This is a genomic window from Actinocatenispora sera (assembly GCF_018324685.1).
In the GTDB taxonomy this organism is placed as follows: domain Bacteria; phylum Actinomycetota; class Actinomycetes; order Mycobacteriales; family Micromonosporaceae; genus Actinocatenispora; species Actinocatenispora sera.
Genome location: NZ_AP023354.1, coordinates 1,172,172 through 1,198,201, shown reverse-complemented (window position 1 = coordinate 1,198,201; position 26,030 = coordinate 1,172,172). Strand labels below are relative to the sequence as shown.

Here is a 26,030-nt window from a genome sequence, read left to right as displayed (position 1 = left end):
TGGCATGCGCTGGTTGAGTGTGCCGTCCCCGATCGGCGACCTGGTCGCGGTCGCCGACGACGACGCGTTGCGGCAGCTCCGGTTCGGTGGGCCCACCCCGGCCGGTGCGCCGTCGCCGGCCGACCCCGTGCTGGCCGCCACCAAGGCCCAGCTCGACGAATACTTCGCCGGCCGGCGCACCGACTTCGACCTGCCGCTGCACCTGGTGGGCAGCGAGTTCGAGCGGGCCGTGTGGGCCGAGCTGATCCGCATCCCCTACGGAGAGACGTGCAGTTACGGCGACGTGGCCAGGGCGGTCGCCGACGACGTCGGCGCCTCGCGGGCGGTCGGCACCGCGAACAACCACAACCCGGTCCCGGTGATCGTGCCCTGCCATCGGGTCGTCGGCGCCAACCGCAAGCTGGTCGGCTACGGCGGTGGCCTGCCGCGCAAGGTGTTCCTGCTGGAGCTGGAGGCTCGGGTGCAGTTCACCGCGGGCGGTCTGTTCTCCGGCTGAGCCGATGCCCGGCGGCGCCGGCGGGCAGAGACGACGACGGGCACGTCACCGGGAAAGTGACGTGCCCGTGGATTCGTCGATCAGCGGTCGAGTTCGCCGGCGATGAACTTGTCCACCGCGTCGCGCGCGGTCGAGTCGTCGTACTGCTCCGGCGGCGACTTCATGAAGTAGGACGACGCCGACAGGATCGGGCCGCCGATGCCGCGGTCCTTGGCGATCTTCGCCGCGCGCAGCGCGTCGATGATGATGCCGGCCGAGTTCGGCGAGTCCCACACCTCCAGCTTGTACTCCAGCTGCAGCGGCACGTCACCGAACGCCGAGCCCTCCAGCCGGACCAGCGCGTACTTGCGGTCCTCCAGGAACGGTACGTAGTCCGACGGGCCGATGTGCACGTCGGCGGTGCGCATCTCGTGCGGGATCTGCGAGGTGACCGACTGGGTCTTCGAGATCTTCTTGGACTTCAGCCGCTTGCGCTCCAGCATGTTCATGAAGTCCATGTTTCCGCCGAAGTTCAGCTGGTACGTACGGTCCAGCCGCACCCCGCGGTCCTCGAACAGCTTCGCCAGCACCCGGTGCGTGATGGTCGCGCCGACCTGCGACTTGATGTCGTCGCCGACGATCGGCACGCCGGCGTCGGTGAACTTCTTGGCCCACACCGGATCCGAGGCGATGAACACCGGCAGCGCGTTGACGAACGCGACACCCGCGTCGATCGCGCACTGCGCGTAGAACTTGTCGGCCTCCTCGGACCCCACCGGCAGGTACGACACGAGCACGTCGACGTTCGCCTCACGCAGCGCGGCGACCACGTCGACCGGCTCGTCGTCGGACTCCTGGATCGTCTCCCGGTAGTACTCGCCGAGCCCGTCGAACGTGTGCCCGCGCTGGACGGTGACGCCGGCCGGCGGCACGTCGCAGATCTTGATCGTGTTGTTCTCGCTGGCCACGATCGCCTCGGACAGGTCGCGGCCGACCTTCTTGGCGTCCACGTCGAAGGCGGCCACGAACTCCACGTCGCCGACGTGGTAGTCGCCGAACTTGACGTGCATGAGTCCCGGCACGCGATCCGACGGGTCGGCGTCGCGGTAGTAGTGCACCCCCTGAACCAGGGACGCGGCGCAGTTGCCCACTCCGACGATGGCAACGCGGACAGAACCCATGTCTGCCTCCTTCTCTAGACGGCCACACCGAGCGCGCAGTCGCGGTCTGCGCCACGGCCCGATGTGGTGCTTGCGACGGACCTAGTCGGGCCGGCGTTCGCCGGCGGGCCGATCGGGTCCCGTGTTGTTCGGGCCAACCGCACCCGGGCTCGGGCGCGGGGTGGTGACTGTCGGCGGCTGACCGGTTCGTTCGTGCACGATCAGCTCCTCCAGCCAGCGGACCTCGCGGTCGGCCGCTTCCAGGCCGTGCCGCTGCAGTTCCAGGCTGTAGGCGTCGAGTCGTTCCGCGGCGCGGTTGAGCGCGTCCCGCAGGCCTTCCCGGCGTTCCTCGACCCGGCGTCGGCGTCCTTCCAGGATCCGCAGCCGGGTCGCCGCGTCGGTACGGCCGAAGAAGGCGAAGTGCACGCCGAACGCGGCGTCGTCGTACGCCTCCGGGCCGACCTGCGCGAGCAGGTCGCCGAACCGCTCCTTGCCTTCCGCGGTCAGCTTGTAACTGATCCGGCTGCGCTTGCCGAAGCCGGGCTTGCGCCGCAGCGGACGCTCGGCGCCGCCGGTCGCGGCCGGCTCGACCGGATCCGAGTCCTCGGTGATCCAGCCGGCCTGCTGCATCCGGCGCAGCGTCGGGTAGAGCGTGCCGTAGCTGATCGCGGCCCGGAACGGTCCGAGCATCGTGGTCAGCCGCTTGCGCAGCTCGTACCCGTGCATGGGCGACTCGTGCAGCAGGCCGAGCACCGCGAGATCCAGCACCGGCTGCCACCTCCCCCTCGCCCCGTCGTCACTGCCAGCGACCCAAATGGGCCACGCCGATGTATCGGCTCGATACATCGACACCATAACAGCCGTGCGACCTGGGGGAAACCCATCGCTCCCCGTGGCCTTACTGCGCAGCGACAACTACGGTGAGTAGTGCCCGTTTTAACCTTGCGCGGGTGTGCGTGAGCGTGGTTGGCGCGTACCCTCGTGCCCATGCGCACGCAGCGGCAGGTCGTCGACTACTCGCTCCAGAAGCGAGCGACGCTGCGCGCGCTGTTCGCTGGGCGGATCGGCACGTACGAAGCCTGTGACGCCTCGCCATACCTGCTCAACGCGGCCAAGTTCCACGGTGAGCGCACCGAGACGCCCTGTCCGGTCTGCCGCCGCGAGCAACTCTGGCACGTGCACTACATCTACGGCGACGAGCTGAAGCAGTCCGCCGGCCAGGCTCGGCGCAAGGCCGAGCTGACGACCCTGGCACAGACCTACCGCGAGTTCACGGTGTACGTGGTGGAGGTCTGCCGCGGCTGCGGCTGGAACCACCTGGCCGAGCAGTTCCTGCTCGGACGCGGGGTCGGTGACCCCGGCACGCGACACGAGGCGGCCGAGTGAACACCTTCACCGCCACCGCCGGGTCCGGCGGAGCGTGGAGCATGTGTGCGGTGGTGCGGTGTAGCTCACACGAACCGGACGGCGGCTGGGCAGCCGTCGTCCCCGACGGCATGGTGTGACGAATGACGAGCCCCCCGAACCGCCCGCGTGGCTCGGCCCGGGTACCCGGGCCGGATCCCGACGGTCCCGGTGGTGTCCGCGATGCGGGCCAGCCCGGGCGGCACAGCGTCCCGGGCAACCACAGTTCAACCGGCAACCATGGGGTGGCCGGCGGTGACTACGGCACGGCGCGGCACGGCGCGGCCGGCGCCGACCAGCCGTACCGGCGGGGGCTCGGTGGTGGTGGTGGTCGCGCCGCCGACCGGCCCGGCGCCGGCACCTACGGCGGCTCCGCCCGGCCGACCGGCAGCACCGGCTCGGCCCCGCGCGAGCCGGGCACCGCGTACGGGCGGCCAGCCCGGCACGGTGCGGACGACGAGCCGCCGAACGGCCGGCACTCGGCTGGCGGCGGTGGTCGGCACTCGACCGAGCCGCCGACCGGTTCCGCCTCCGTCGGCGGCGCCACCCGGCGCAGCGCGTTCGGTAGCGGCGCGACCGGGTCCGCCTCGGTCGGCTCGGCCTCGGTCGGTTCCGCCTCGGTTGGTTCCGCCTCGGTTGGCTCGGCCTCGGTCGGGTCCGCCTCGGTCGGGTCCGCCTCGGTCGGCGGCGCCGGGATGGGCCGCGCCACGGTGCGCCCCGCCGGGCCGGACGGGCCGACCGACTTCTTCCGCGACGACGGCAGCCCGCTGAGCCGGGCCGAGGAGCGCCGCCGGTCGCACGAGACACCGAAGGCGCGCAAGAAGCGCCGGCGCCGGCGCCGGATCATCGCCGGCGTCGCGGTGCTGCTGCTGCTCACCGGCATCGGCACCATCGGCGGCGCGTTCTACTTCACCAACGTGACGCTGCCCGGGCAGCTGCCCACCCCGCAGGCATCGACGTTCTACTACGACGACGGCAAGACGCCGATGGCGCGGCTCGGCGCGAGCGACTCCAACCGCAACGTCGTCGACATCGACAAGGTGCCCGAGCGGGTGCAGTACGCGGTGGTGGCGGCGGAGGACAACACGTTCTTCACCAACTCCGGGGTGGACGTCAAGGGCACCATCCGGGCGTTGTGGAACAACGTGACCGGCGGTGACACCCAGGGCGCCTCGACGATCACCCAGCAGTACGCGAAGCTGTCCGAGGACGCGAACACCGCCGCGGACCGCACCTACACGCAGAAGCTGAAGGAAGCCGTCGTCGCGGTCAAGCTCGACCAGAAGTACTCGAAGAAGCAGATCCTCGGCTTCTATCTCAACGCCGTCTACTTCGGCCGCGGTGCGTACGGGATCCAGGCGGCGGCGAAGGTCTACTACAACAAGGACATCAGCAAGTTGACCACCGAGGAGGCCGCCGTGCTGGCCTCGGTGATCAAGGACCCGTCGCAGGACGACCCGGCGGTGAACAAGAAGCTCGCCCAGGCTCGCTGGGAGTACACGCTCAGGCAGATGACGAAGCTGGGCAAGTACGACAAGTCGATCTCGCTGGCGAACTACCCGATGCCGAAGAAGCCGAAGGCCAACACCGGGGCGAGCTTCGGCCTGGACAAGCCGACCGGTTTCGTGGTCACCCAGGTGATCAACGAGCTCGCCCGCAACCGCACCCTCTCCGACGCGTCGACCTACGCCAAGGCGCGGGAGGAGACGAAGCAGCGGCTGGAGACCGGCGGGTACAAGATCGTCACCACGATCAACAAGAAGGCCGAGCAGGACGCGATCTCCTCTGCCCACGAGGTGATGAACGGCGACCAGGAATACAAGGACGCCCAGAAGCAGAACAAGCACCGGCTCGCCACCGCGCTGGTCTCGGTGCAGCCGGGCACCGGCAAGGTGATCGCCTACTACGGCGGCGACGACGGCACCGGGTTCGACATGGCGGCCAACCCGCACCAGCCGGGCTCCTCCTTCAAGGTGTACTCGCTGGCGCTCGGGATCAAGGACGGTATCTCGGTCAAGTCGCTGTGGAACGGCGACGAGGCCGAGAAGTTCGACGACCGCGGCGGCGACGGCAAGGTGCACAACTCCGACGGTGAACACTGCAGCGACGGCGGCATGGACGCCCAGGGCCACGAGCTGTGCACCCTGTCGAGGGCCACGGTGATGTCGCTGAACACCGTGTTCTATGCCCTGACGCAGAAACTGGGCAAGGACAAGGTGCTCGACTTCGCGCACCAGGCCGGCATCAACATGATCATGTCGGACGGCTCCAACGGCAAGCCGGCGCACAAGTTCGACCTGAACACCGTCAGCGCGCAGGACGCCGTCGCGCAGGGCGGTCTGGGCAACGAGATCGGCTTCGGCCAGTACCCGGTGACCCCGCTGGACCACGCGAACGGGTACGCCACGCTGGCCGCCGGCGGCAAGTACAGCACCGAGCACTTCGTCACCAAGGTCACCGACTCGCACGGCGTGCAGGTGCAGCTGCCGAAGGTCAAGCACCGGCAGCTGTTCGACGCCTCCACCGCCGCCGACCTCGACTGGGTGCTGAAGCAGGTCGCCGGCAACGAGAGGCAGAAGATCGACCCGCCGCGCGACCAGGCGAACAAGACCGGTACCTGGGAGTGGCCGAACAAGGAAGGCATAAACGCCAACTCGCACGCCTGGATGTGCGGGTACGTGCCGCAGCTCGCCACGGTGGTCTGGATCGGCCGGAAGAAGGGTGACGGCCCGATCTACAACATGTGGGGCGCCCCGATGTACGGCTCGGAGTACCCGTCGTACATCTGGAAGGCGTACATGTCGAAGGCGGTGCAGGACCTGCACATGCCGCCGCAGAACTTCCCGCCGCCGGTCTACGGTGGCAGCAAGACGGCCGGCCAGGTGGCCTCCTCGTCGCCGTCACCGAAACCGACCCACAGCACCAACCCGCACCCGACCGGGCGGCCCACCAACAGCGTGACCCCGCCGGGCGGCTGGCCGCCGGGTACCGGGACACCGTCGGACGGCCCGTCCTCGCCGACCTGCAACATCTGGGATCCGAACTGCAAGACCAACGGCCCGGGCAATCCGAACGGGAACAACGCCGCTCCCGACGGCGCCGGGTAGCGGGGTGCACACCCGCCGGCGGCGTCGGGCAGGATGGGCGGCATGAGTGGCGAGACCCGAAACGTCCCGTCGCGGCTCGGCGGGTCGCGCCTGCGGCTGCCGGACGAACCGGCCCGGGAGGACTGGTTCGCCGGCGGCCTGTCCGAGGCGATCGGCGGGCCGCTGGGCGACCATGCCGTGCGGCCGCCGCACCGGCGCTACGTCACGCCGGTACGGATCGTGCTGGCGCTGGCCTGCCTGCTGTTCGCGCTGCACTGGGTGCAGAAGTCGCCCTGCCGGGACGGCGCCTGGGGCGACCTGAAGCAGTACAAGGACCACTGCTACACCGACGTGCTCGCGCTGTACTACGCCGAGGGGCTCGGTGACGGCAAGGTGCCGTACGCCGACCACGCGGTCGAGTACCCGGTGCTCACCGGCCTGTTCATGGGCGCGCTCGGGCTGCCGGTGCACGCCCTCGCCCAGCATGTCGACATCAACCAGGGCAAGTGGTTCTACGACGCGAACGCGATCATGCTGTCGCTGCTCGGCATCGGCACGGTGGCGATGGTGCTGGCGCTCAGACGCCGACGACCGTTCGACGCGTTGCTGCTCGCGATCGCACCGGCGATGCTGGTCACCGCCACCGTCAACTGGGACCTGCTCGCGATCGCGCCGACCGTCGGCGCGCTGCTCGCCTGGTCCAGACGACGGCCGTGGCTGGCCGGGCTGCTGTTCGGGCTCGGCGTCGCCGCCAAGTTCTACCCGCTGCTGATCCTCGGGCCGCTGCTGGTGCTCGCGCTGCGCAGCGGGAAGCTGCGGCAGGCCGGCACCACGGTGCTCACCGCCGCCGCCACCTGGGTGGTCATCAACGCGCCGATCGCGATGCTCTACCCCGACTCGTGGCTGCAGTTCTTCCGACTCAACTCCACCCGCGGCGTCGACTGGGGCACCCTCTGGTACGTCGGGGCGCACTTCCCGACCGGCGGCGAGAACGCCGGGCTGCCCGGGTTCGGCTACCTGAGCACCCACATCACCACCCTCAACTTGCTGTACGGGGTGCTCTTCGCGCTCTGCTGCCTCGCCATCGGCGCGCTGGCCATGTTCGCGCCGCGTCGCCCGCGGCTGGCGCAACTGGCGTTCCTGGTCGTGGCCTGCTTCCTGATCACCGGCAAGGTCTGGTCCCAGCAGTACGTGCTGTGGCTGATCCCGCTGGCGGTGCTGGCCAGGCCGCGCTGGGGTGCGTTCCTTGCCTGGCAGCTCGCCGAGGTCGGCTACTTCCTGGCGTTCTACGCCGAACTGATGGCCGCCTCCGGTACCACCGTCGTACCGGAGTGGGTGTTCGTGTTCTTCTCGCTGTGCCGGCTGGCCACGCTGGTCGTGCTCGTCGGGTACGTGGTGCGCGACATCCTGGTGCCGGCCCGCGATGCGGTCCGCGCGGACGGCAGCGACGACCCGGACGGCGGCGAGTTCGACCACGCCCCGGACGTGTCCTGGCTGCCCGGCGCGGCCCGGCCGACCACGCCGGCGCCCGCCCCTTCTTGACGCCCGGCCGAGCCGGCGCGGCCCCTCCGCCGGCAGTACGACTGCCCGAGCACTGCACGTTCGCTGCGCGCGGCCCCGATCCGGGCCGCGACGGATCAGCAGCGAGCGCGGGCACCGCCGTCGTCCTTCGGCATCCACCGGACATCGAAGGAACACGGCGAAGGGAAACACGTGGTGGAACACGAGCTGCCGGCCGAGCTGGCCGGATCCATCGGGACCGACTTCGGGCCGCGCGGCCGGCGCTGGCTCGACGACCTGCCCGCGCTGGTCGACGCGACCTGCCGGCGCTTCGGGGTACGCATCACCGGCCCGGTGCTGCCCGGCGGCACCTGCTCGTACGTGGTGCCGGTGCGCCGCGGCGAGCGCGAGCTGGTGCTGAAGGTACCCGTGCTGGACGACGAGAACTTCGCCGAGTGCACGGCGCTGCGCTGCTACGCCGGCGACGGCGCGGTCCGGCTGTACGACGTCGATCTCGACTCCGGTGCCTTGCTGCTGGAGCGGGCCGATCCGGGTACCGCGCTGCTCACCGAGTACGAGCGGGGCGCGCTGACGCTGGACGAGGTCGTCGGGGTGGCGACCGGGCTGCTGCGCCGGCTCCGCCGGGTGCCGACCGGCGACCTGAGCCACCCGGCCCCGCGACCCGGCATCGACGCCCCGGACGGTACGCCGCCCGCGGTGGCCGAGCCGTTCCCGCTGGTCCGGGACCTGGCGCTGCGATGGGCCGGGGAGCTGCCCGTGGCGTACCGCCAGCTGACCGAACCGGCCACCGGCGGGGGCCCGGTAACCACAGCGGCGCCGCCCGGCGCCGACCAGGGGTCACCGTCGACGGCCGGCGGCGACGACCGGGCGGCGGCGGCCGGCGGCCGGGTGGCGGCCGGGTCGATGGAGCTGCCGAGGGCGCTGTTCGAGGAGGCGACCGAGCTGTGCGTCGCGCTCGCCGAGCCGGACGGGCCGGACGTGCTCGTCAACCGGGACGCGCACACCGGCAACGTGCTGTCCGGTCGCGGTGGGTCCGCCTGGCTGCTCATCGACCCGAAGCCGGTCGTCGGTGACGCCGCGTTCGACGCCGGCCACCTGCTCTGGGATCTGCTCCGGTACGAGCCGACCCCGGCCCGGGCGGCCCGCCTCGTCGACCGGATCGCCGCCGGGCTCGGCGTGGACCGGGCGCGGGTGCGCGGCTGGGCGCTGATCCGCGCGGTGGAGAACCTGACCTGGGCGGTACCGGCCGGCGAGGGCGCCCCCTACCTCGCCGGTGCGACCGCCCTCGCGGCGAGCTGACCGGCCGCGCGTCGTCCCCGGACCGCCCGGCCCGGGGACGGGCGTTACTGCGGGTCGAGGGTGTAGACGACCGCCGGCCCGGTGTCGGAGATCTTGATACCGAGCCCGATGGTCGACTTCGAGATCACGTTCTGGTACGGCGTGCCGACCAGGCCGTCGCGGAACACCACCACGGTGCGGACCCCCAGCTGACGCAGGTAGGCGACGCTGCGCTGGCTGGGGAAGTCCGTTGCTGCCTGCCGGATCTGGTCCTGTTTCGCCGGCTGCACCCCGCTGCCGCCGTTGACCAGCTGCGGGAACCCGTCGGTCGACCAGTACATGTAGCGCTGGTCGGTGAGCGTGTCGGTCGGCAGGATCAGCACCGGCCCGGCGACCGCGTGCAGCTCCCTCGGCTCGGTCGGTACCTGCGGGTGCGGCGTGCGCGCCCACCCCTCGACCAGCACCAGCACCAGCGGTACCGCGACGAGCAGCCGCAGCGCCGGCCCGATCCGGCGCGGGTTGCGACCCCGGGACACCGCGAACTCGTCGGCCCGCTGGCTCAGCGCGTTCACCGCGCCGGCGGCGAGCAGGGCCAGCAGCAGCGTCGTCCACAGCACCAGCCGGCCCGGGGTACGGATCGCGTCCCACGCGGGCAGGTGGTCGTAGAGCACCAGGTAGGTGTACCTGCCGCCGCCCGGGAAGGCGGTGCCCATCGCCAGTACGACGCTGACCGCGACCCCGGCGAGCAACAGCAGCCGGGTCCGGATCCGCCAGCTGGACAGGAACAGCCCCAGCACCGCGAACGCCACCAGCACCATCCCGACCAGCAGCGTCATCTCCGGCTGGAACGGCAACGCCTGGCGCGCCCGGGCATGCGTGTCGCCCCACAGGAAGGACTGCTCGGGCGCGATGAAGAAGCCTTGCCACGGCGGCGAGAACAGTTTCAGCTCGGCGACGGTCCGGCGGGCCTCCGGGTGCTCGTGCACCGCGCGCAGGTAGGGCAGCCCGAGGTAGAGGCAGGTCGCGCCGAACACGGCCAGCCCGGCCAGGTTGCCGAACAGCAGCGACAGGTGGAACCGGCCGGCCGGCGCGGTGTCCCTGCGCAGCCGGCGGTGAATCTTGCGTACCAGCCAGGTCGCGCAGCCGACGACGACCAGCACGCCGAGCAGGTAGCAGAACGGCAGTCCCAGGCCCCAGCCGAGCGTGACCTGCCAGGCGGCGACCAGCCAGCCGCCGAGCGCCCAGCCCCAGCGGATCCGGCCCGGCTTCCCGTTCCGCCGGAAGCTGAACCCGTGCCCGCGGGCCAGCATCGCCAGCGCCAGGGCGATTCCGCCGGTGGACAGGATGTTCAGGTGGCCGCCGTGCGCCAACCGCCACGGCGCGTACGCGAACGCCGCGGCGGCCATCGCCGCACCGGGCTTGCGGGTACCGAGCTGCCGGCACAGCGCGTACATCCCGACGAAGGCCAGCGCGTACGCCAGCACGTACAGGAGGTTGTAGCGCACCAGCGCGGCGACGGGACCGGAACCGATCATGCCCAACGGCGCGTACCCGAGCAGGCTGTCGGAGAACGCGAGCGTGTCGTGGTCCGGGAAGAAGGTGTTGCTGTCCCACAGGTGCAGCGGGTCGGTCAGCAGCGCGTGCCCGTCCCAGGCCACCTGCCAGGTCTGCAGGAGCGGATCGTAGATGTCCTGCGGGATCGTGCTCGCCGGATGCAGCACCGTCGGCCAGGTCATCAGCACCGCGAGCAGTAGCCCGCCGACGCTGGCCACGGTCCATTCGTGGGTGACGAACCGGCCGATGCCGGCGCCGACCCGGCGCAGCAGGCCCGGCGGGTTCGGCTCGACCGGTGCGAACCGCGACCACCCGGCCTCGTCGCCCTTGCCAGTACCGCCGTCACCCTTGCCCGGCGCGGCGTCCTCGACGGTGTCGGCGGCAGCGCGGTCGGTCGGCTTCCCCGGCTCCCCGGCCACCTCCGTCGTCCCGGTCGCCTTGCGCGCCGATTCGGCGGCCTGCGGGCCCGAGCCGGTACGGCCGGTGCCGGTCTCGGCGGCGGGACCGTCGGCGTCGTCGCGCTGTTCGGGCGCCGACTGCCGCAGGGTCAGGTGGGCGACCGACGGGTCGCTCGCCGCGCCGCTGCTCGCCAACGCGCCGCCGCGCCGCGGCTCCGGCGTCTCCTCGCCGCTCACGAGCGGCCCTCCTTCGTCCGAACGCTGGTGCGCCACCGGATCGCGGCGTGCCCCGCCGGTCGCTGGCTCACGGGACCAGTCGCTCTCGGAGGTAGGCGATGTCGGTGGCCTGGCCGCCGTCGGCGTTCGGCGTCTCCACCACCGCGGTGCAGCCGGCCGCCCGGATCACCTCGGCGACCTGCTCGGCCGCCAGGTCGGGGCTGTCGGCGAGGTTCGCGTGCCGGTCCCGGCCGGAGTCGAAGCCGTCCCGGGACCCGTTGGCGTGCACCAGATCGACCCGGCCGGTGATGCCGCGCAGCCGGTCGACCGCGTCGCCGAGCTGCTCCCCGCCGCAGAACGCGTGGCAGGTGTCCAGGCACAGGCCGGGGCCGAAGTCGCCGATCGCGTCCCACAGCCGGGCCAGATTGTCGAACCGGCGGGCGCAGGCGTGGTCACCGCCGGCGGTGTTCTCGATCAGGATCGGCAGCGGGTACCCGCCGGTCTTCGCGGCGCCCTCGAACGCCTTGCGCCAGTTGTCGAAACCGACCTGGATGTCGTCGGCGGCGGTCACGTGCCCACCGTGCACGATCAGCCCCTTGGCGCCGATCGCCGCGGCCGCCTCGGCGTGCTGCGCGACCAGTTTGCGGCTGGGAATCCGGATCCGGTTGTTCGTGGAGGCGAGATTCAGCACGTACGGCGCGTGCACGTACAGTTCGAACTCGCCGGACGCCGCGGCCTCCCGCAGCTCCGCGGCGTGCGGGTGCTCGGTCGGCGCCTTCCATCCCTGCGGATCGGCGAGAAAGAACTGCACCGCGTCGGCGCCGCGCTCGCGTGCGCCGGTGAGTGGGTCGTCGCTGTCCACATGTGCCCCGATACGCATGCCGCCGAGCCTACGGCGTCGCGCCGACATCCCGCGGACCGTCCCGCCGGGCGGCCGGGCCCGTCTCGTGGGCGGCCCGGGCCCGGCATGTCCGTACGGTCGGGATGCGGTCGCGCAGGGCGACCGGTGCGGGCCAAGTAGCCGAAATCCGGAAAACGTTCGGGTTGTGCGATCTACCGATCGGTAGCAAGATAGGGCTTCATATCTGGCCGCTGCCTGTCGCGGACCCGTCGCCGCCACCGGGCAACGGCCGTACGACGTCGACAGGAAAACGCGGCAACGGGCGTCACTGACCGTGATGCATCTCGTTGACACGGTAGATCCGCCGCTCGCGGGTTGCCGCAATGACCTGGGGAGACCGGGAATGCGTTATCAGCCAAGACATCTTCGCCCCCGCGCCCGCACCGTGGCCGCGACCTCGATGGTGGTCGCCGGCCTGGTGGGCGGTGGTGCCGCACTGATGTTCGCGACAGCGCCGGTCGCGGCGAACCCGTCGCCCGCGGCGACGATCAACTACACCGGCGACTGCGGCCTCGGCATCGGGCTGTTCGGCAAGTCGAAGCCGGACACCGACCAGCCGGTCTCGGTGCCGGCGGGCAGTTCGGTGGTGTTCGTCAACAAGATGAAGGTCAAGGCCACCCTGACCATCGGTTCGCAGACCTACAAGGACATCGCCGCCGGCGACAGCAAAACGATCTCGATGGACCAGGGCACCGTGCACCCGACGATGAAGCCGGAGTGCCTGGCGAGCGGCGGCGACGGCAACTACAAGGCGGCGACCATCACCGTCACGCCGGCGGAGAGCAGCAGCACCGGCGGGAAGGAGACCTCCGGCGGCGGTTCGTCCACGTCCGGCAGCTCGCACCAGCCGTCCGGTGACGCCGGCGACTCCGGCGGCACCGCGAAGCACCCGACCGGCGACGCGAGCTCGGCGCAGCAGGTGCCGGGGCACCAGCCGAACGGCGGCGCGGCACCGAAGGTGCACGACCCGGTCGCCCGCGGTGCGGTGCCGTCCTCGGCGGCCGAGCCGGGTGCCGGCTCGGGCACCAGCGGCGGTGGCGGCGAGGTCTCCGGTACCTCGATCGCCAAGGCACCGGGCTCGGTGGCGGCGCACCCGGTCGCCAGCGTCGGTCCGAACAGCGCCACCAGCGTGCTCGCCCTGATCGCGGCGATCTGCCTGGTCGGCGTCGGTGCCGCCGCGGTACGAACGGTGCTGTCCCAGCGCGGTCGGGGCGGCGCGGCACACAGTTGACAACGTCGTGGTCACCAGGACACGGCGCACATAGTCTCCGCGGGGCGGCCGGCTCCCACCTCATCGGTGTGGTCGTTCCTCCCCAGGTCCCACCCTGTAAGGCTCGGACCGGGCGCCCCGCGGCCCTTCGCCCTCGCCCGAGAGGGCTGTGAGCAGGGACGCCGGGTTCGGGTCGGGTGACCACCGGCTGATAACCTTCTACGGTTCGGTCCGCGCCGCGGGGTCGTCCCCGCGGCGTTTCGGTGCCGAACGACGCACAGACCTCCTGCCACGGAAAGTCCGTGGCCGCCTAGTCCACAGGGGGTGAGAACGTCTTGCGTCACTACGAAGTCATGGTGATCCTCGATTCCGATCTCGAGGAGCGCACCGTCGCACCGTCGCTCGACCAGTACCTGAACGTGATCCGCAATTCGGGCGGATCGGTCGAGAAGACCGACGTGTGGGGCCGGCGCCGCCTCGCGTACGAGATCAACAAGAAGACCGAGGGCATCTACGCCGTCATCGACCTGTCGGCCGAGCCCGCCGCGGTGGCCGAGCTGGACCGCCAGCTGCGACTCAACGAGTCGGTGCTGCGGACCAAGGTCCTCCGGCCCGAAATTCACTGATATCCGATCGGTCACTCGTTGTGTCGTACGTCGGTGCGACCCTCGGGGTCCGAGTGTGAGGAGTGAGTCATGGCAGGAGAGACCGTCATCACGGTCGTTGGCAACCTGGTCAACGACCCTGAGCTGCGGTTCACCAATTCCGGCGCGGCGGTGGCGAGCTTCCGCATCGCGTCGACGCCCCGCACCTTCGACCGCCAGTCCGGCGAGTGGAAGGACGGCGAGGCGCTGTTCCTGAGCTGTTCGGTGTGGCGGCAGGCGGCGGAGAACGTCGCCGAGTCGCTGCAGCGCGGCAGCCGGGTCATCGTGCAGGGCCGGCTCAAGCAGCGGTCGTACGAGACCCGGGAGGGCGAGAAGCGCACCGTCATCGAGATGGAGGTCGACGAGATCGGCCCCTCCCTGCGGTACGCGACGGCCAAGGTGCAGAAGATGTCGCGCAGCGGTGGCGGCGGTGGCGGGTTCGGTTCGTCCGGCGGTTCCGGTGGTGGGAACTCCGGCGGCGACGACCCGTGGGCGTCGGCCACTCCGGCCGCGAGCCGCTCCGGCGGCGGTAACAGCGGTTTCGACGACGAGCCCCCGTTCTAGCCGGCGTGCCGCCCCGCGCGGCACCGGCATCCGTACGTGAAAGGCAACACTGAAATGGCTAAGCCTCCGTCTTTGCGGAAGCCCAAAAAAAAGGTGAATCCTCTCGACAAAGAGAAGATCATCTACGTCGACTACAAGGACACCGCGCTGCTTCGGAAGTTCATCTCCGACCGCGGCAAGATCCGGGCCCGCCGGGTCACCGGTGTCAACTCGCAGCAGCAGCGGCAGATCGCGCGCGCCATCAAGAACGCCCGCGAGATGGCCCTCCTGCCGTACACCGCGCAGAACCGCTGAGGGGGACCGACATGAAGATCATCCTCACTCAGGAGGTTTCCAACCTCGGTGAGCCCGGCGACATCGTCGAGGTGAAGAACGGCTACGGCCGCAACTACCTGCTCCCGCAGGGCTTCGCGATCAGCTGGAGCCGGGGCGCGGAGAAGCAGGTGTCGCAGATCAAGCGGGCCCGCTCGATCCGCGAGATCCGCAACGTCGACCAGGCGCAGGAGGTCAAGGCCCAGCTCGACACGCTGAAGGTCACGCTGACCGAGCGCGCCGGCGACGGCGGTCGGCTGTTCGGTTCGGTCACCCCGGCGGAGGTCGTCTCCGCCGTGCAGGCGGCCGGTGGCCCGGCGCTCGACCGGCGCCGGCTCCAGGTCGGTTCGCCGATCAAGACGGTCGGCAGCTACCAGATCCCGGTGCGGCTGCACCCGGAGGTCGTCGCGACCGTCAACCTCGACGTGGTCGCGTCGAAGTAGGTTCGCGAGATCCATCCCGGTGCCCGGGCGGTCCACGACCGCCCGGGCACCGGTGTCTTCGGCGCCGGACCGCGCGGCGCGCGCCCGCGATGCCTCCCAGTCGGCAGGTCGAGACTGTCGGTACCCGCAGGTCGGGACCTATGCTGACGGGATGGCCAGTTGGTCCGGTATCGGACCGGGCAGACGAGCAGACTCGGGCAGGAGGAGACCGGCGATGCGACGGATGATCGCGGCGGTCGCCGTCTGCGCCGCCGGCCTGCTGCTCGCCGGATGCCGCGACTCGGGTACGCCGCAGGGCGAGCCCCGGGACACCGTCGGCGCCACGTCGGCCACGCCGAGCGCCGGCCCGGCCCAGACCCGGCACGCCACCGCCGAGCTGACCCGGGCGGTACGCAAGCTCGAGGCGACCAGCTTCGCGTTCGACGGCGGGACCGGCATCGCCCGGGTCAGCGGTTCGTACCAGCCGAAGCGGAAGCTGGGCCAGCTCGACGGCTCGTTCGGGATCGGCGCGATGGACGCCGTGCTGGTCGGTACCGACCTGTACGTCAAGGGTGTGGACAAGGACCCGGACGTCTGGCTGCGGATCCGCACCGCCCGGCTCGCCCCCGGCAACGTGCTGGCGCAGGCGATCGACCCGACGCTGAGCACCCGCTACCTGGAGACGATCGAGTCGGCCGCGGAGACCTCGCCCGGCCACTACCAGGGCCGCATCGACCTGGCCACGCTGCGCGCCCGGGCGGCCGGCGACCGTACCGCCCAGCAGTTGACCATGCTGCTCGGGCCGTCGCCGAGCCGGGTCACGTTCGAGGCGTCCGTGGACCGGTCCGGCCGGCTCACCAGGTTGGCGATCAGCGTGCTGCGGACGGACAGCTCGGCGCAGTCCACGGTGACCACCCGGTACCGCGACTTCGGCACGCCGGTATGGGTGGAGGCGCCGCCCGCGGCGCAGGTCCGGGAGGCGCCGCAGCAGCTCTACACCGTGCTCGCGCCGAACCCGACCCCGTCCTCGACCGCCGGCTCCGCGAGCCCCGCCACCGCGGACTAGGGTCTGTTTCGCAAGTCCCGCGTGCCGGCTGCGGCTGGGCACGCCACGACAGACCGGGGCGTGTCGGAGACCCCGCGCGGGATTTTTCGACACGCCCCGGGCGGGCCACCCGCGTACCGGCCGCCGAGGCGTCGGCGCACGCTCGAAGCAGGCGGCGGTGCCGGCACAGGCGCAGCGCCGGCGTCAGCGCGCTGCGAGGCGTGGGCGCACCGCGAGGCGTCAGCGCACCGCGAGGGCGTCCGGGTTGGCCAGCGCGGGCGGCGTCTCGCCCCGCAGGTACGCGCCGACCGCGGTCGCCGCGAGCCGCGCCGCGCGCTGCGCCGTCTGTACGGTGGCGCCGGCGAGGTGCGGGGTGAGCGCGGTGTGCGGTGCGGTCAGCAGCGGCGAGGCGGGATCGACCGGCTCCGTCTCGTACACGTCGAAGGCGGCGGCGCCGAGCTGACCGGAGCCGAGCGCCTCGACCACGGCCGGGTAGTCGACCAGGCCGCCGCGGGCGGTGTTGACCAGTGTCGCGCCGCGCGGCATCGCGGCGATTTCGGCGGCCCCGATCATGCCGCGGGTCTCCTCGCTGAGCCGGGCGTGCAGGCTGACCACGGCGGACCGGGACAGCAGCTCGGCCAGCGGGGTGGAGGTCACCTCGGCGTCGGCCGGCAGGTACGGGTCGTGCACGAGCACCGTGGCGTCGAACGCGGCGAGGATGCGGGCGACCCGGCGACCGATCGCGCCGTACCCGACCAGGCCGACGGTGCTGCCGGCGAGCTCGCTACCGCACTCGGTCAGCGCGTAGAGGTCGCTGCGCCACTCCCCCGCCTGTACCGAGGCGTGCCGCTGCGGGATCCCGCGCAGCGCCGAGAGCAACAGCGCGACGGTGTGTTCGGCGGCGGCGACCGCGTTGCGGCCGGGAGTGGTGCACACCGCGATGCCGCGCTCGGTGGCGGCCTGGACGTTGATGTTCACCGGGCCGCCACGGCAGCACACGATGAGCTTCAGCGCGTCCGACGCGGCCAGCACCCGCTCGGTGAACGGGGCCATCTGGGTCACCGCGACCTGCGCGCCGGCGAGCGCGGCGATCAGCGAGTCCTCGTCCCCGGACGCCTCGTCGACCTCGGCGACCCGCCCGTACGGGGTGTACGGCCAGGGCAGCGTCAGTGTCGTCGCCGACAGCGCGTCGGCGCCCAGCTCCGCGTTCAACGCCTCGCGGATCAGCGCGTCGGTGACGAAGTGGTCGCCGGCGACGAGGACCTGGGTCCGGGGCACGGGTGCTCCTCTCGGCTGCGCCGGGCGCAGCGGTCAGTCGGCCAGCTCGTAGCGGGCGCCGTGCTCGGTGAGATCGGCGAGTTCGCTCTCGGTGGCCTTGGCATCGGTGATGATGCGGTCGAAATCGGTGACGTGCGCGTGCCGGTGCAGCGCGACCCGGCGCAGCTTGGTGTGGTCGACCATCAGGATGCTGCGCTGCGCCGAGCGCATCATGGCGCGCTTGACCAGCACGATCTCCTGCTCCTGGTGGTACGCGAACTCGCCCGAGACGGCGGAGGTGGACGTGAACAGCAGGTCGACCCGGATCGCCTCGATCGCCTCGATGCACGGCACGCCGAGGAACGAGTCGTGGGTCGGGTAGTACTCGCCACCGAGCGCCATCAGCCGCACCCCGGGCGCGGCGGACAGCAGCTTGATGGTCTCCAGGAAGTTGGTCACCACGGTCAGCGGCGTGATGTCGGTGAGCAGCTTCGCCAGTTCCAGCGTCGTGGTGGAGTCGTCCAGCATGATCGCCATGCCGGGTTCGATCAGCTCCCGCGCCCGCCGCGCGATGGCCTGCTTCTCCGCCGTGGACGAGCGCATCCGGTACGCCACGTTCGACTCGAACACGCTGGACGGCTGGGAGCTGACGCCGCCGCGGTACTTGCGCACCACGCCCTGGCGTTCCAGTTCGTCCAGGTCGCGGTGGATCGTCATCAGGCTGACGTGGAACTTCTCGGCCAGGTCGGCCGCGGCGACGGAGCCGTGCTGGAGCACGTGCTCGGCGATCTCCGCCTGCCGCTGGGCCGGCCGGTTCCGCTCGGTCGGTGCACTGCTCATCGGCCTTCCTCCTTCGTCGGAAGCCCGACGAGGCACGACGCGCAGTACCTACTGGTCGTTCGCTGACCATCTCTCATGGATGCCTCGCTACCGGGTAATGGGCGGTTCGGGTGTCGGCGGCACGTTGAACGCCGCCAGGGCCATATTTCCCGGCCGTACCAGAAACGTCGTCAGCGAGGTGGGTACAAGATCTGGCAGAAGTGCCCGGTAGCGCGCCAGCGGGCCACCCATCAGGTCGGTGACCAGCAGCCGGATCAGCGTCGAGTGCGCGACGACGAGAATCCGGCCGCCCGGATCGGCGGCGACGAGGTCGGCCAGCCCGGCCCGCGCCCGGCGTACCGCGTCGGCGGGGTGCTCGCCGTCCGGGAAGTGATGCTCGACCGGGTCCTGCTCGAACTTCTCGACCGCGTCCGGATGGCTGGCCCGCAGTTCGTCCAGGGTGCGCCCCTCGGCGATGCCGAAGTCGAGTTCGCGCAGCCGCGGCTCGACCGTGGGGGTGAGCCCGGTCGCCGCGGTGACCGGCTCCGCGGTCAGCTGGGTGCGGCGCAGATCGGTGCGGTACAGCGAGGTCAGCCCGGCGGTGCGGGCCCACTCGCCGAGCCGGGCGGCCTGCTGCACGCCGACCTCGTCGATGCCGACGTCGCTGCTCCCGCAGTACCGGTTCGGCGAGTGCCACGGGGTTCGCCCGTGCCGGGCCAGGAACACCGTCGTCGGGCTCATGTCTGATCCTCCGCTGGCTGCTCGGGGCCGCCGGGCTGCCCCGCCGTGGCAGCGACGGGGGCCCGGTCGGCGGCGGTGCCGGTGGATCCGGCGGCGGCCGGGTCGGCCGCGGCGCGGGTACCGGCGAGTTGCTCGACGGTCGTGCCGTCCGCGCCGGCCGGCGTGCCGGCCGTGCCGGCGGGCGTGCCGGCCGCGGCGGGGGCAAGGTCGGCGCGCGGGTCATCGGCGGCGGCGAGCAGGTCGGCGCCGATCGAGCCGCGGCGGTGCAGCTCGGCGACGAACTCCCGGTACGGCTCGGTGAACCGTTCCGGCCCGCCCGGCCGCGGCTCGATCTCGACGTACGGCCGGGCCATCCGGGCGGCGGTCGCGGCGACCGATCCGGTACCGGCGGCGGCCAGCACGGCCATCCCGACGGCCGGTTCGGCGTCCTGCGGTACCCGCAGCGGCCGGCCGAGGATGTCCGCGCGCAGCTGGCACCAGTACCGGCTGCGCGAGCCGCCGCCGGTCAGGGTGACGGGCCCGTCGGTACGCGCGCCGAGGCTGCGCAGGTAGGCGAAGCAGAGCCGTTCGACGTAGCCGACGCCCTGCAGCAGCGCGGCGTACCCGTCGGCGTCGTCGGCGAGGCGGCCGACCACGAACGGCTCGGCGGCCGGATCGACGAACGGAAAGCGTTCTCCCACGGTGGCGATCGGGTAGCGCAACGCGCCGGCCGGTTCGTACGCGGCGGCGCGCTGGGCCAGCGCATCCAGCTCGGCGGGGCCCAGCCCCGGGTAGGCGGCCGCGATCGCGCCGGCGCCCGAGCTGGACGCCCCGCCGGGCAGCCAGCCGCCGTCCGGGTGCCGGTGCGAGTACACGGCGCCGCCCGGGTCGGTGAGCCGCTGCGCGGTGACGCCCTTGAGCACCAGCGTGGTGCCGAGGATCGAGTTCCAGGACCCCTCGGTGAGCGCGCCGGCGGCGAGCTGCGCCGCGCAGCCGTCGGTCATCCCGGCGCGGACCGGCAGACCGGCGGGCAGACCGGTCTGCTCGGCCGCGGCGCGGTCGACGGCGCCGAGCGTGGTGCCGGGGCGTACGACCGCGGGCAGCAGGCTGGCGGGCACGTCGAGCCGGGTCAGCACGTCGGACGGCCAGCGCTCGGCGTCCAGGTCGTACCCGGTCTTGAGGGCGTGGCTGTAGTCGGTGGCGACGGGGCCGCCGGTGAGCCGGGCCGCGAGGTGGTCGGCCTGGTGTACCAGCCGGAGCCGGCCGGCGATCGCGTCGGCGCGCAGCGTGGCGTCGGTGCGCAGCAGCCAGACCAGCTTGGGCAGCGCCCAACTGCGCTGCATCGCGTAACCGAGCCGGTCCCAGAGGCCGGCGCCGGCCGCGAGCACGTCCGCGACCTCGGCGCCGGCGCGGCCGTCGTCGTACATCAGGCCGGGGGTGCGCGGGGTGCCGTCGGGGTCGGCGAGCAGGAAGGTACCGGAGGTGGCGTCGATGGCGAGGCCGCCGATGCGGCTCGCGGCGCCGGCCGGGAGCGCGCCGACGGCCTGCCGGCTGGCCTGGCAGAACGCCTGCCACCAGTGCCCGGGATCCTGCTCGTGCCGGTTGCCGGTGCGGGTCGAGGCCAGTGGCGCGCTGCCGGTGGCCCGGGTCGCGCCGGTCTCGTCGACGATCGTGACGCGGACGCTCTGCGTACCGACATCGGCGCCGGCCCAGAGCTCGTTCGGACTCGGCTGAGTTTCCGCCATCAGTTGGTGCCTTCTGGCTCGACCTACGGGTGCGATTACCGATGTTAACTTAACATAGAAGACTGTAAACAACCTCAGAACATATGGGGCATCCGACACTGCGGTCTGCCCGCAGCGAAGATCGTTGCCGTACCAGGCGGAGCACCATAGCGTTTCTGATATGAAGCTCGCCGTCCTGGCCGACATCCACGGCCACCTGCCCGCACTCGACGCGGTCCTCGCCGACGTCGAGGCCGCCGGCGTCGACGCCCTCGTCCTCAACGGCGACATCGCCACCGGCCCGATGCCCGCCGAGACGCTCGACCGGCTCCTCGAACTCGGCGACCGGGCGATCTGGGTCGGCGGCAACGCCGACCGCGAACTCGTCGAGGAGTACGACGGCCGGCTGCCCACCGACCTGCCCGACCTCGTCGCGCTGCCCACCCGGTACGCGGCGAGCCGGCTCACCCGCACCCACCGCGACCTGCTCGCCGGCCTGCCGCTGACCGTCACGCTGGACGTGGACGGCCTTGGCCCGACCCTGTTCTGCCACGCCACCAGCCGCAGCGACACCGAGATGGTGCTCGTCGACTCGCCGGTCGACCGGTACCGGGAAGCGTTTGCCGACCGGGCCGAGCGCACCGTCGTGCTCGGCCACACGCACATGCCGTTCGACCGGCTCGCCGACCGCCGCCGGTTCGTCAACCCCGGCAGCGTCGGCATGCCGTACGGCGAGCCCGGCGCGTACTGGGCGCTGCTCGGGCCGCACGTCACGCTCCGGCACACGACGTACGACCTGGCCGCGGCGGCCGACACGCTGCTCGCCGCGGCACCCGACTATCCCGGCATCGACGAGTTCGTCGCCGAGAACGTCCGCACCGTCCCGTCCGACGCCGAGGCACTCGCCGTCTTCACCCCGAAGGACTGACCGGCGTCGGAGGTCGGCGGGTGGCGGGTCGCGCGGGCTGAGGCCCGGGAGGCTCAGCCGCCGCCGGTCGCCGGCAGGGTGAGCCAGACCTGGTCCGGCCAACCGTCCGGGTCCGGCTCGATCCGCCACGGCCGGAAGCCACGCCGCCGGTAGAACTCGGCCGCGCGAGTGTTGCCCGCCAGGTGCGACAGCGCCAGCCGGTCGGCACCCGGCGGAAGCGCGGCCAGTACCGCGGCGAGCAGGGCCGAGCCGAGGCCCCGGCCGTGCATCGCCGGGTCGACGTAGAGCTTCCACATCACCGGCACGCCGTCGGTGGTCTGGCCGAGATTCGCCGTACCGACGACGCGACCGGCGGCCTCGGCCACGAACGTGGTGGTTCGCGCCATCGACTCGGCCAGCTGCTCCGGCTGCCACCACCGGTCCAGCATGTATCGCACGTAGTCCGGTCCGGCGATCGGCTCGTACGTGTCGGCGACGACGCGCTCGCCGAGCGCCCGCAGCGCCGGCACGTCGCCCGGCACCGCCGGCCGGACCAGGTACGGCGCCGGGCGGCCCGCGGTGCCCGGCGGGACGTTCTCGTTGCCGGTCGCGACCATGACGAGGACGCTAGCAAGCTAGGGCGTGTCTTCATGGCTCCGGGCGGGCGCTACGAAACAGACCCTGGCGCTTGCCTGCGAAGTGAGCGCGGGGCGGACGGCGCCTCCCCGCGGGGCGCGGTCAGTCCTTCAGGTTCGCGGCGGTGCGGATCAGCTTCGCCAGCTCGTGCAGTTGGGCGTCCTCGGTGGCGTCCGCCGCGGCGTCCACCGTCGAGGCCAGCGACTCCGGCCGCACGTCCGACGCGTACCGGTCGCCGCGCAGCCACTCGGCGAACTCCGCCACCGCCCGGTCCGCCCGCAGCCGCGGCGTCGCGTCGGCCAGCGCACCGTCCAGATCGGACACCGAGACGGTACGGCTCGCCTCCTTCGCCCCGTCCGACTCCGGGTCCTGCCAGCGCACCCGCGCCGTCGCCACCCGGCCGGTCGCCTTCGGCGCCAGCGTCACCTCGTACAGCGCGGTCACGCTGTGGCCGGGACCCACCCAGCCGCCGTCCACCGAGTCGTTCCGGAAGTCGTCCGCGGCCAGCCGGCGGTCGTCGAACCCGATCAGCCGGTAGCTGCGCACCTGCTTCGGATCGAACTCCACCTGCGCCTTCGCCGCCCGCGCGCGCACCGACAGGTTCGCCGTCAGTTCGGTGGTGAACGTGCGCCGCGCCTCGGCCCGGTCACCCACGTACACCGCCATGCCGTGCCCGTGGTCGGCCAGCTGCTCCATCAACGCGTCCCCGTAGTCGCCGCCCACCCCGACGCACAGCAGCGTGATGCCGCGACCGGCCTGGTCCGACACCTTGTCCAGGATCGTCTTCGAGTCGGTGTCGCCCTGGTTCGCCAGCCCGTCGGACAGCAGGATCACCCGGTTCGTCGCGCCCTTCCGGTACCCGTCCCGCGCCACCCGGTACGCCGTCTCCACCCCGCTGCCCAGGTCGGTGCTGCCGGAGGCGGACAGCTCGTCGATCGCGTCGTCCAGCGCGTCCCGGTCGGAGACCGCGGTCAGCTCGCGCAGCACCCGTGGCTCGTCCGCGTACGCCACGATCGCCACCCGGTCCGACGGCCGCAACTGCCGGACCAGCGTGTGCAGCGCGTCCTTGACCAGCCCCAGCTTCCCGTCGTAGTCCATCGACCCGGACGTGTCGATCGCGAACGTCAACGCCACGTCCCGGCGCGTCCCGGCGTCCTCACTGCGGGTCTGCAACCCCACCCGCATGACCCGGGTACCGGAGTCCGGCAGCGTCGCGCCGTCCGCCGTCACCGCGAACCCCGACCCGGCCGGCTGCGCGTAGTCCTGCCGGAACGCGTTCACGAACTCCTCCGGCCGCACCGTCGACGGGTCCGGCAGGCTGCCCGCCGCCAGCTGACGCCGCGCGTACGAGTACGACGCCGTGTCCACGTCCAGCGCGAACGTCGACTTCGGCGTGGTCCGCGCGTCCACCGGCGGCGCGTCACCCGGGCGCGCGGTCCCCGTCGCCGGAGCCGTCGCGCCGGTCACCTTCCGCGGTGCCGAGTCGGTACCGGCCGACGACCGGTTCCCGCCGTGCCCGCTGCACCCCGCCACCAGCGCCAGCCCGGCCAGCGCCGCCACCACCGTGACGCTACGTACGATTCGCATCGGAACCTCCCTCACGTCGATTGACCGTCAGACGCGCGGGGGCCGGCCCCGGATCCGGGCGTGGCCGAGTCGTGTCCGCACCGTGTCGGGGTCGTGCCGGCACACAGCGTCACCGGCTGGTGCGCCGCGACCCGTGCCAAGATCCGTTTCACGGCGCGCCGGTGTCGGGCCCAGCCCGTAGAGTTGATCGCATGGCGCGGGCGAACGAGCGGGTCGCCGGCCTCCTTGCGGAGTACGCCGAACTGCTGGCCATGACGGGTGGCGACCGGTTCAAGATCCGGTCGTACGAGAAGGCTGCCCGCGGCGTCGGCGGCTACGCCACCGACCTCGCCACGCTCGACGAGGCCGCCATCCGCAAGATCCCCAACGTCGGCGCGTCCATCGCCGGCAAGGTGCACCAGGCAGTCCAAACCGGGACGTTTTCGCAGCTGGAAGAGCTGCGCCGGCAGATACCCGCCGGCGTGCTGACGCTGATGCGCATCCCCAACCTCGGCCCGGCCAAGGCACTCGCCGTCTACCGGGAGCTCGGCATCGCCGACATCGACGCGCTGCTCGCCGCCGTCGAGAACGGCGACCTGCGGCAGCTCAAGGGGTTCGGTCCGCGCACCGAGGAGGTCATCCGCACCGGCATCGAACTCGTCCGCGGCGGCGCCGGCCGGGTCCTCATGGCCACCGCCCTCGACCTCGCCGAATCCATCGTCGACCGGCTCGCACCGCTCGCCGACCGCTGCACGTACGCCGGGTCGCTGCGGCGCGGCAAGGAGACCGTCGGCGACATCGACATCCTCGCCGCGGCGGCCGACTCCGGGCCGCTGATGGCGGCGTTCGTCGCGCTGCCCGAGGCCGACACCGTGCTGGTGCGCGGCGAGACCAAGACCTCCATCCGTACCGCCCTGCACCCCGCCGCCGCGCTGCCCGCCGCCGGTGCCGGCACGCAGACCGATCCCGACCACACCGGTACCGGTGGGGCGTCGACCGCGGCCGCCGGCGGTGCCTCGGCGGCCGGCGGGCTGCAGATCGACCTGCGGGTCGTGCCGCAGGAGGTGTGGGGCGCGGCCCTGCAGTACTTCACCGGCTCGCGCGAGCACAACGTCCGGGTCCGCGAGCTGGCCGTGCACGCCGGCCTCAAACTCTCCGAGTACGGGCTGTTCCACGCCGAGACCGACGAGCTGATCGTCGCCGGCACCGAGCAGGAGGTGTACGAGCGGCTCGGCCTGCAGTGGATCCCGCCCACCCTGCGCGAGGACCTCGGCGAGGTCGCCGCCGCGCGCGCCGGCGAGTTGCCCGAGCTGGTCACGGTCGACGCGCTGCGCGGCGACCTGCACACCCACACCAACCTCACCGACGGGGTCGCCAGCCTCGACGAGATGCTCGCCGCCGCCGCGGAACGCGGGTACGACTACTGCGCGGTCACCGACCACGCGCCCGAGCTGTTCATGCAGCGGATGACGCTGGAGAAGGCGCTCGCCCAGCGCGAGCAGCTCGCCGAGCGGCGCGCCCGCTACCCCGACATGCGGCTGCTGCACGGCACCGAACTCAACATCGCGCCGGACGGCTCGGTCGACTGGCCGGAGGAGGTGCTCGCCGAGTTCGACCTGTGCGTGGCGAGCGTGCACAGCCACTTCACGCTGCCCGCCGCCGAGCAGACCCGGCGGCTGATCCGCGCCTGCGAGAACCCGTACGTGCAGATCATCGGGCACCCGACCGGCCGGCTCATCGGCCGCCGCGAGCCGATCGACCTGGATCTGCCCGCGGTGTTCGAGGCGGCCGCCGCCACCGGTACCGCGCTGGAGATCAACGGCGGGCCGGACCGCCTCGACCTGCGCGACGAGCACATCCGCTGGGCCGCCGAGCGCGGGGTCACGTTTGCCATCTCCTCCGACGCGCACGCCGTCCCGCAGCTCGACTTCGTCCGGTACGCCACGCTCACCGCGCAACGCGGCTGGCTGACCCCGGACCAGGTGCTCAACTGCTGGCCGTACGAGCGGGTGCTCGAGTTCCTCACTCGGCCGAGGTAGCCGAAAGTTTTCCTCCTCCACACCTTGTTCACGGAGTTTCCCCAGCTCACAGCGCTGTGGCTAGTTATCCCCAGTAGTTATCCCCACCCTGTGCACAGCCTTGTGCACAGACATCCGCGGGTTGTCCACAGGTTGTCCCCCGCACTGTCCACCGGCCGATTTGATCCCGTGC

At 72.1% G+C, this 26,030-nt stretch carries 23 protein-coding genes; 13 read left to right on the top strand and 10 right to left on the bottom strand.

Going from position 1 to position 26,030, the window contains the following annotated elements; genetic code table 11:
- The first annotated feature begins 4 nt into the window (after positions 1-4).
- Positions 5-496, top strand: a complete 492-nt coding sequence (locus Asera_RS05590; protein WP_030445263.1) for a methylated-DNA--[protein]-cysteine S-methyltransferase — start codon at positions 5-7, stop codon at positions 494-496.
- 80 nt (positions 497-576) lie between these two features.
- On the opposite strand, the gene Asera_RS05585 is transcribed toward Asera_RS05590, so the two are convergent.
- Positions 577-1,656, bottom strand: a complete 1,080-nt coding sequence (locus Asera_RS05585; protein WP_030445262.1) for an inositol-3-phosphate synthase — start codon at positions 1,654-1,656, stop codon at positions 577-579.
- Between the two features lie 81 nt (positions 1,657-1,737).
- Complete coding sequence (locus Asera_RS05580) at positions 1,738-2,403, bottom strand: PadR family transcriptional regulator (protein ID WP_084131060.1); 666 nt, start codon at positions 2,401-2,403, stop codon at positions 1,738-1,740.
- 219 nt (positions 2,404-2,622) lie between these two features.
- On the opposite strand from Asera_RS05580, the gene Asera_RS05575 reads away from it, so the two are divergent.
- The 4 genes from Asera_RS05575 (at position 2,623) to Asera_RS05560 (ending at position 8,945) form a co-directional block, all read left to right on the top strand.
- Positions 2,623-3,021 carry a DUF5318 family protein gene (locus tag Asera_RS05575; RefSeq protein WP_030445260.1) on the top strand — a complete coding sequence of 133 codons (399 nt, stop codon included), beginning with the start codon at positions 2,623-2,625 and terminating at the stop codon, positions 3,019-3,021.
- Positions 3,022-3,143: 122 nt separating this feature from the next.
- Complete coding sequence (locus Asera_RS05570; RefSeq protein ID WP_157034708.1) at positions 3,144-6,146, top strand: transglycosylase domain-containing protein; 3,003 nt, start codon at positions 3,144-3,146, stop codon at positions 6,144-6,146.
- A gap of 42 nt (positions 6,147-6,188) precedes the next feature.
- Complete coding sequence (locus Asera_RS05565) at positions 6,189-7,667, top strand: glycosyltransferase family 87 protein (protein WP_051802034.1); 1,479 nt, start codon at positions 6,189-6,191, stop codon at positions 7,665-7,667.
- A gap of 174 nt (positions 7,668-7,841) precedes the next feature.
- A complete protein-coding gene (locus Asera_RS05560; protein ID WP_157034707.1) occupies positions 7,842-8,945 on the top strand; it encodes an aminoglycoside phosphotransferase family protein in 1,104 nt (367 codons plus the stop codon).
- A gap of 44 nt (positions 8,946-8,989) precedes the next feature.
- Here Asera_RS05560 and Asera_RS05555 read toward each other — a convergent pair whose 3' ends face one another.
- Together Asera_RS05555 and Asera_RS05550 are read right to left on the bottom strand one after the other, a co-directional pair.
- On the bottom strand, positions 8,990-11,113 hold the full coding sequence (locus Asera_RS05555; RefSeq protein WP_051801972.1) for a hypothetical protein: 2,124 nt from the start codon (positions 11,111-11,113) through the stop codon (positions 8,990-8,992).
- Positions 11,114-11,180: 67 nt separating this feature from the next.
- On the bottom strand, positions 11,181-11,972 hold the full coding sequence (locus Asera_RS05550; RefSeq protein ID WP_030445256.1) for a deoxyribonuclease IV: 792 nt from the start codon (positions 11,970-11,972) through the stop codon (positions 11,181-11,183).
- Between the two features lie 364 nt (positions 11,973-12,336).
- On the opposite strand from Asera_RS05550, the gene Asera_RS05545 reads away from it, so the two are divergent.
- The 6 genes from Asera_RS05545 (at position 12,337) to Asera_RS05520 (ending at position 16,211) form a co-directional block, all read left to right on the top strand.
- Complete coding sequence (locus Asera_RS05545; RefSeq protein WP_157034706.1) at positions 12,337-13,224, top strand: hypothetical protein; 888 nt, start codon at positions 12,337-12,339, stop codon at positions 13,222-13,224.
- A 314-nt stretch (positions 13,225-13,538) separates the two neighbouring features.
- Positions 13,539-13,829 (top strand): 30S ribosomal protein S6, encoded by a 291-nt coding sequence (gene rpsF, locus Asera_RS05540; RefSeq protein WP_035295885.1) that lies wholly within the window; start codon positions 13,539-13,541, stop codon positions 13,827-13,829.
- A gap of 69 nt (positions 13,830-13,898) precedes the next feature.
- The gene (locus Asera_RS05535; protein ID WP_030445253.1) at positions 13,899-14,411 is read left to right on the top strand and encodes a single-stranded DNA-binding protein; all 513 of its coding nucleotides are present in this window, start codon (positions 13,899-13,901) and stop codon (positions 14,409-14,411) included.
- A 54-nt stretch (positions 14,412-14,465) separates the two neighbouring features.
- Entirely contained in the window at positions 14,466-14,705 is a 240-nt protein-coding gene (rpsR, locus tag Asera_RS05530; protein ID WP_030445252.1) for a 30S ribosomal protein S18, read from the top strand.
- An 11-nt stretch (positions 14,706-14,716) separates the two neighbouring features.
- Entirely contained in the window at positions 14,717-15,166 is a 450-nt protein-coding gene (gene rplI / locus Asera_RS05525) for a 50S ribosomal protein L9 (protein WP_030445251.1), read from the top strand.
- Positions 15,167-15,380: 214 nt separating this feature from the next.
- Positions 15,381-16,211: a hypothetical protein gene (locus tag Asera_RS05520; protein WP_157034705.1), complete on the top strand. Its 831-nt coding sequence runs from the start codon at positions 15,381-15,383 to the stop codon at positions 16,209-16,211.
- A gap of 219 nt (positions 16,212-16,430) precedes the next feature.
- On the opposite strand, the gene Asera_RS05515 is transcribed toward Asera_RS05520, so the two are convergent.
- From Asera_RS05515 to Asera_RS05500, 4 genes are all read right to left on the bottom strand, one after another.
- Complete coding sequence (locus tag Asera_RS05515) at positions 16,431-17,468, bottom strand: 2-hydroxyacid dehydrogenase (RefSeq protein WP_035295883.1); 1,038 nt, start codon at positions 17,466-17,468, stop codon at positions 16,431-16,433.
- Between the two features lie 33 nt (positions 17,469-17,501).
- Positions 17,502-18,287, bottom strand: a complete 786-nt coding sequence (locus Asera_RS05510; RefSeq protein ID WP_030445248.1) for a DeoR/GlpR family DNA-binding transcription regulator — start codon at positions 18,285-18,287, stop codon at positions 17,502-17,504.
- 87 nt (positions 18,288-18,374) lie between these two features.
- Entirely contained in the window at positions 18,375-19,007 is a 633-nt protein-coding gene (locus tag Asera_RS05505) for a histidine phosphatase family protein (RefSeq protein ID WP_030445247.1), read from the bottom strand.
- Positions 19,004-20,731: an FGGY-family carbohydrate kinase gene (locus Asera_RS05500; RefSeq protein WP_157034704.1), complete on the bottom strand. Its 1,728-nt coding sequence runs from the start codon at positions 20,729-20,731 to the stop codon at positions 19,004-19,006. Before Asera_RS05500 ends, Asera_RS05505 begins: the two co-directional genes overlap by 4 nt.
- 160 nt (positions 20,732-20,891) lie before the next feature.
- On the opposite strand from Asera_RS05500, the gene Asera_RS05495 reads away from it, so the two are divergent.
- A complete protein-coding gene (locus tag Asera_RS05495; RefSeq protein WP_030445245.1) occupies positions 20,892-21,638 on the top strand; it encodes a metallophosphoesterase family protein in 747 nt (248 codons plus the stop codon).
- A gap of 53 nt (positions 21,639-21,691) precedes the next feature.
- Here the strand turns inward: Asera_RS05495 and Asera_RS05490 are convergent, their stop codons facing one another.
- Positions 21,692-22,234, bottom strand: coding sequence for a GNAT family N-acetyltransferase (locus Asera_RS05490; protein WP_051801971.1), 543 nt, complete (start codon positions 22,232-22,234; stop codon positions 21,692-21,694).
- 121 nt (positions 22,235-22,355) lie between these two features.
- Entirely contained in the window at positions 22,356-23,840 is a 1,485-nt protein-coding gene (locus Asera_RS05485; RefSeq protein WP_030445243.1) for a vWA domain-containing protein, read from the bottom strand.
- A 191-nt stretch (positions 23,841-24,031) separates the two neighbouring features.
- Here Asera_RS05485 and Asera_RS05480 point away from each other — a divergent pair, with 191 nt between their 5' ends.
- Positions 24,032-25,858 carry a DNA polymerase/3'-5' exonuclease PolX gene (locus tag Asera_RS05480; RefSeq protein WP_030445242.1) on the top strand — a complete coding sequence of 609 codons (1,827 nt, stop codon included), beginning with the start codon at positions 24,032-24,034 and terminating at the stop codon, positions 25,856-25,858.
- Positions 25,859-26,030: the final 172 nt, after the last annotated feature.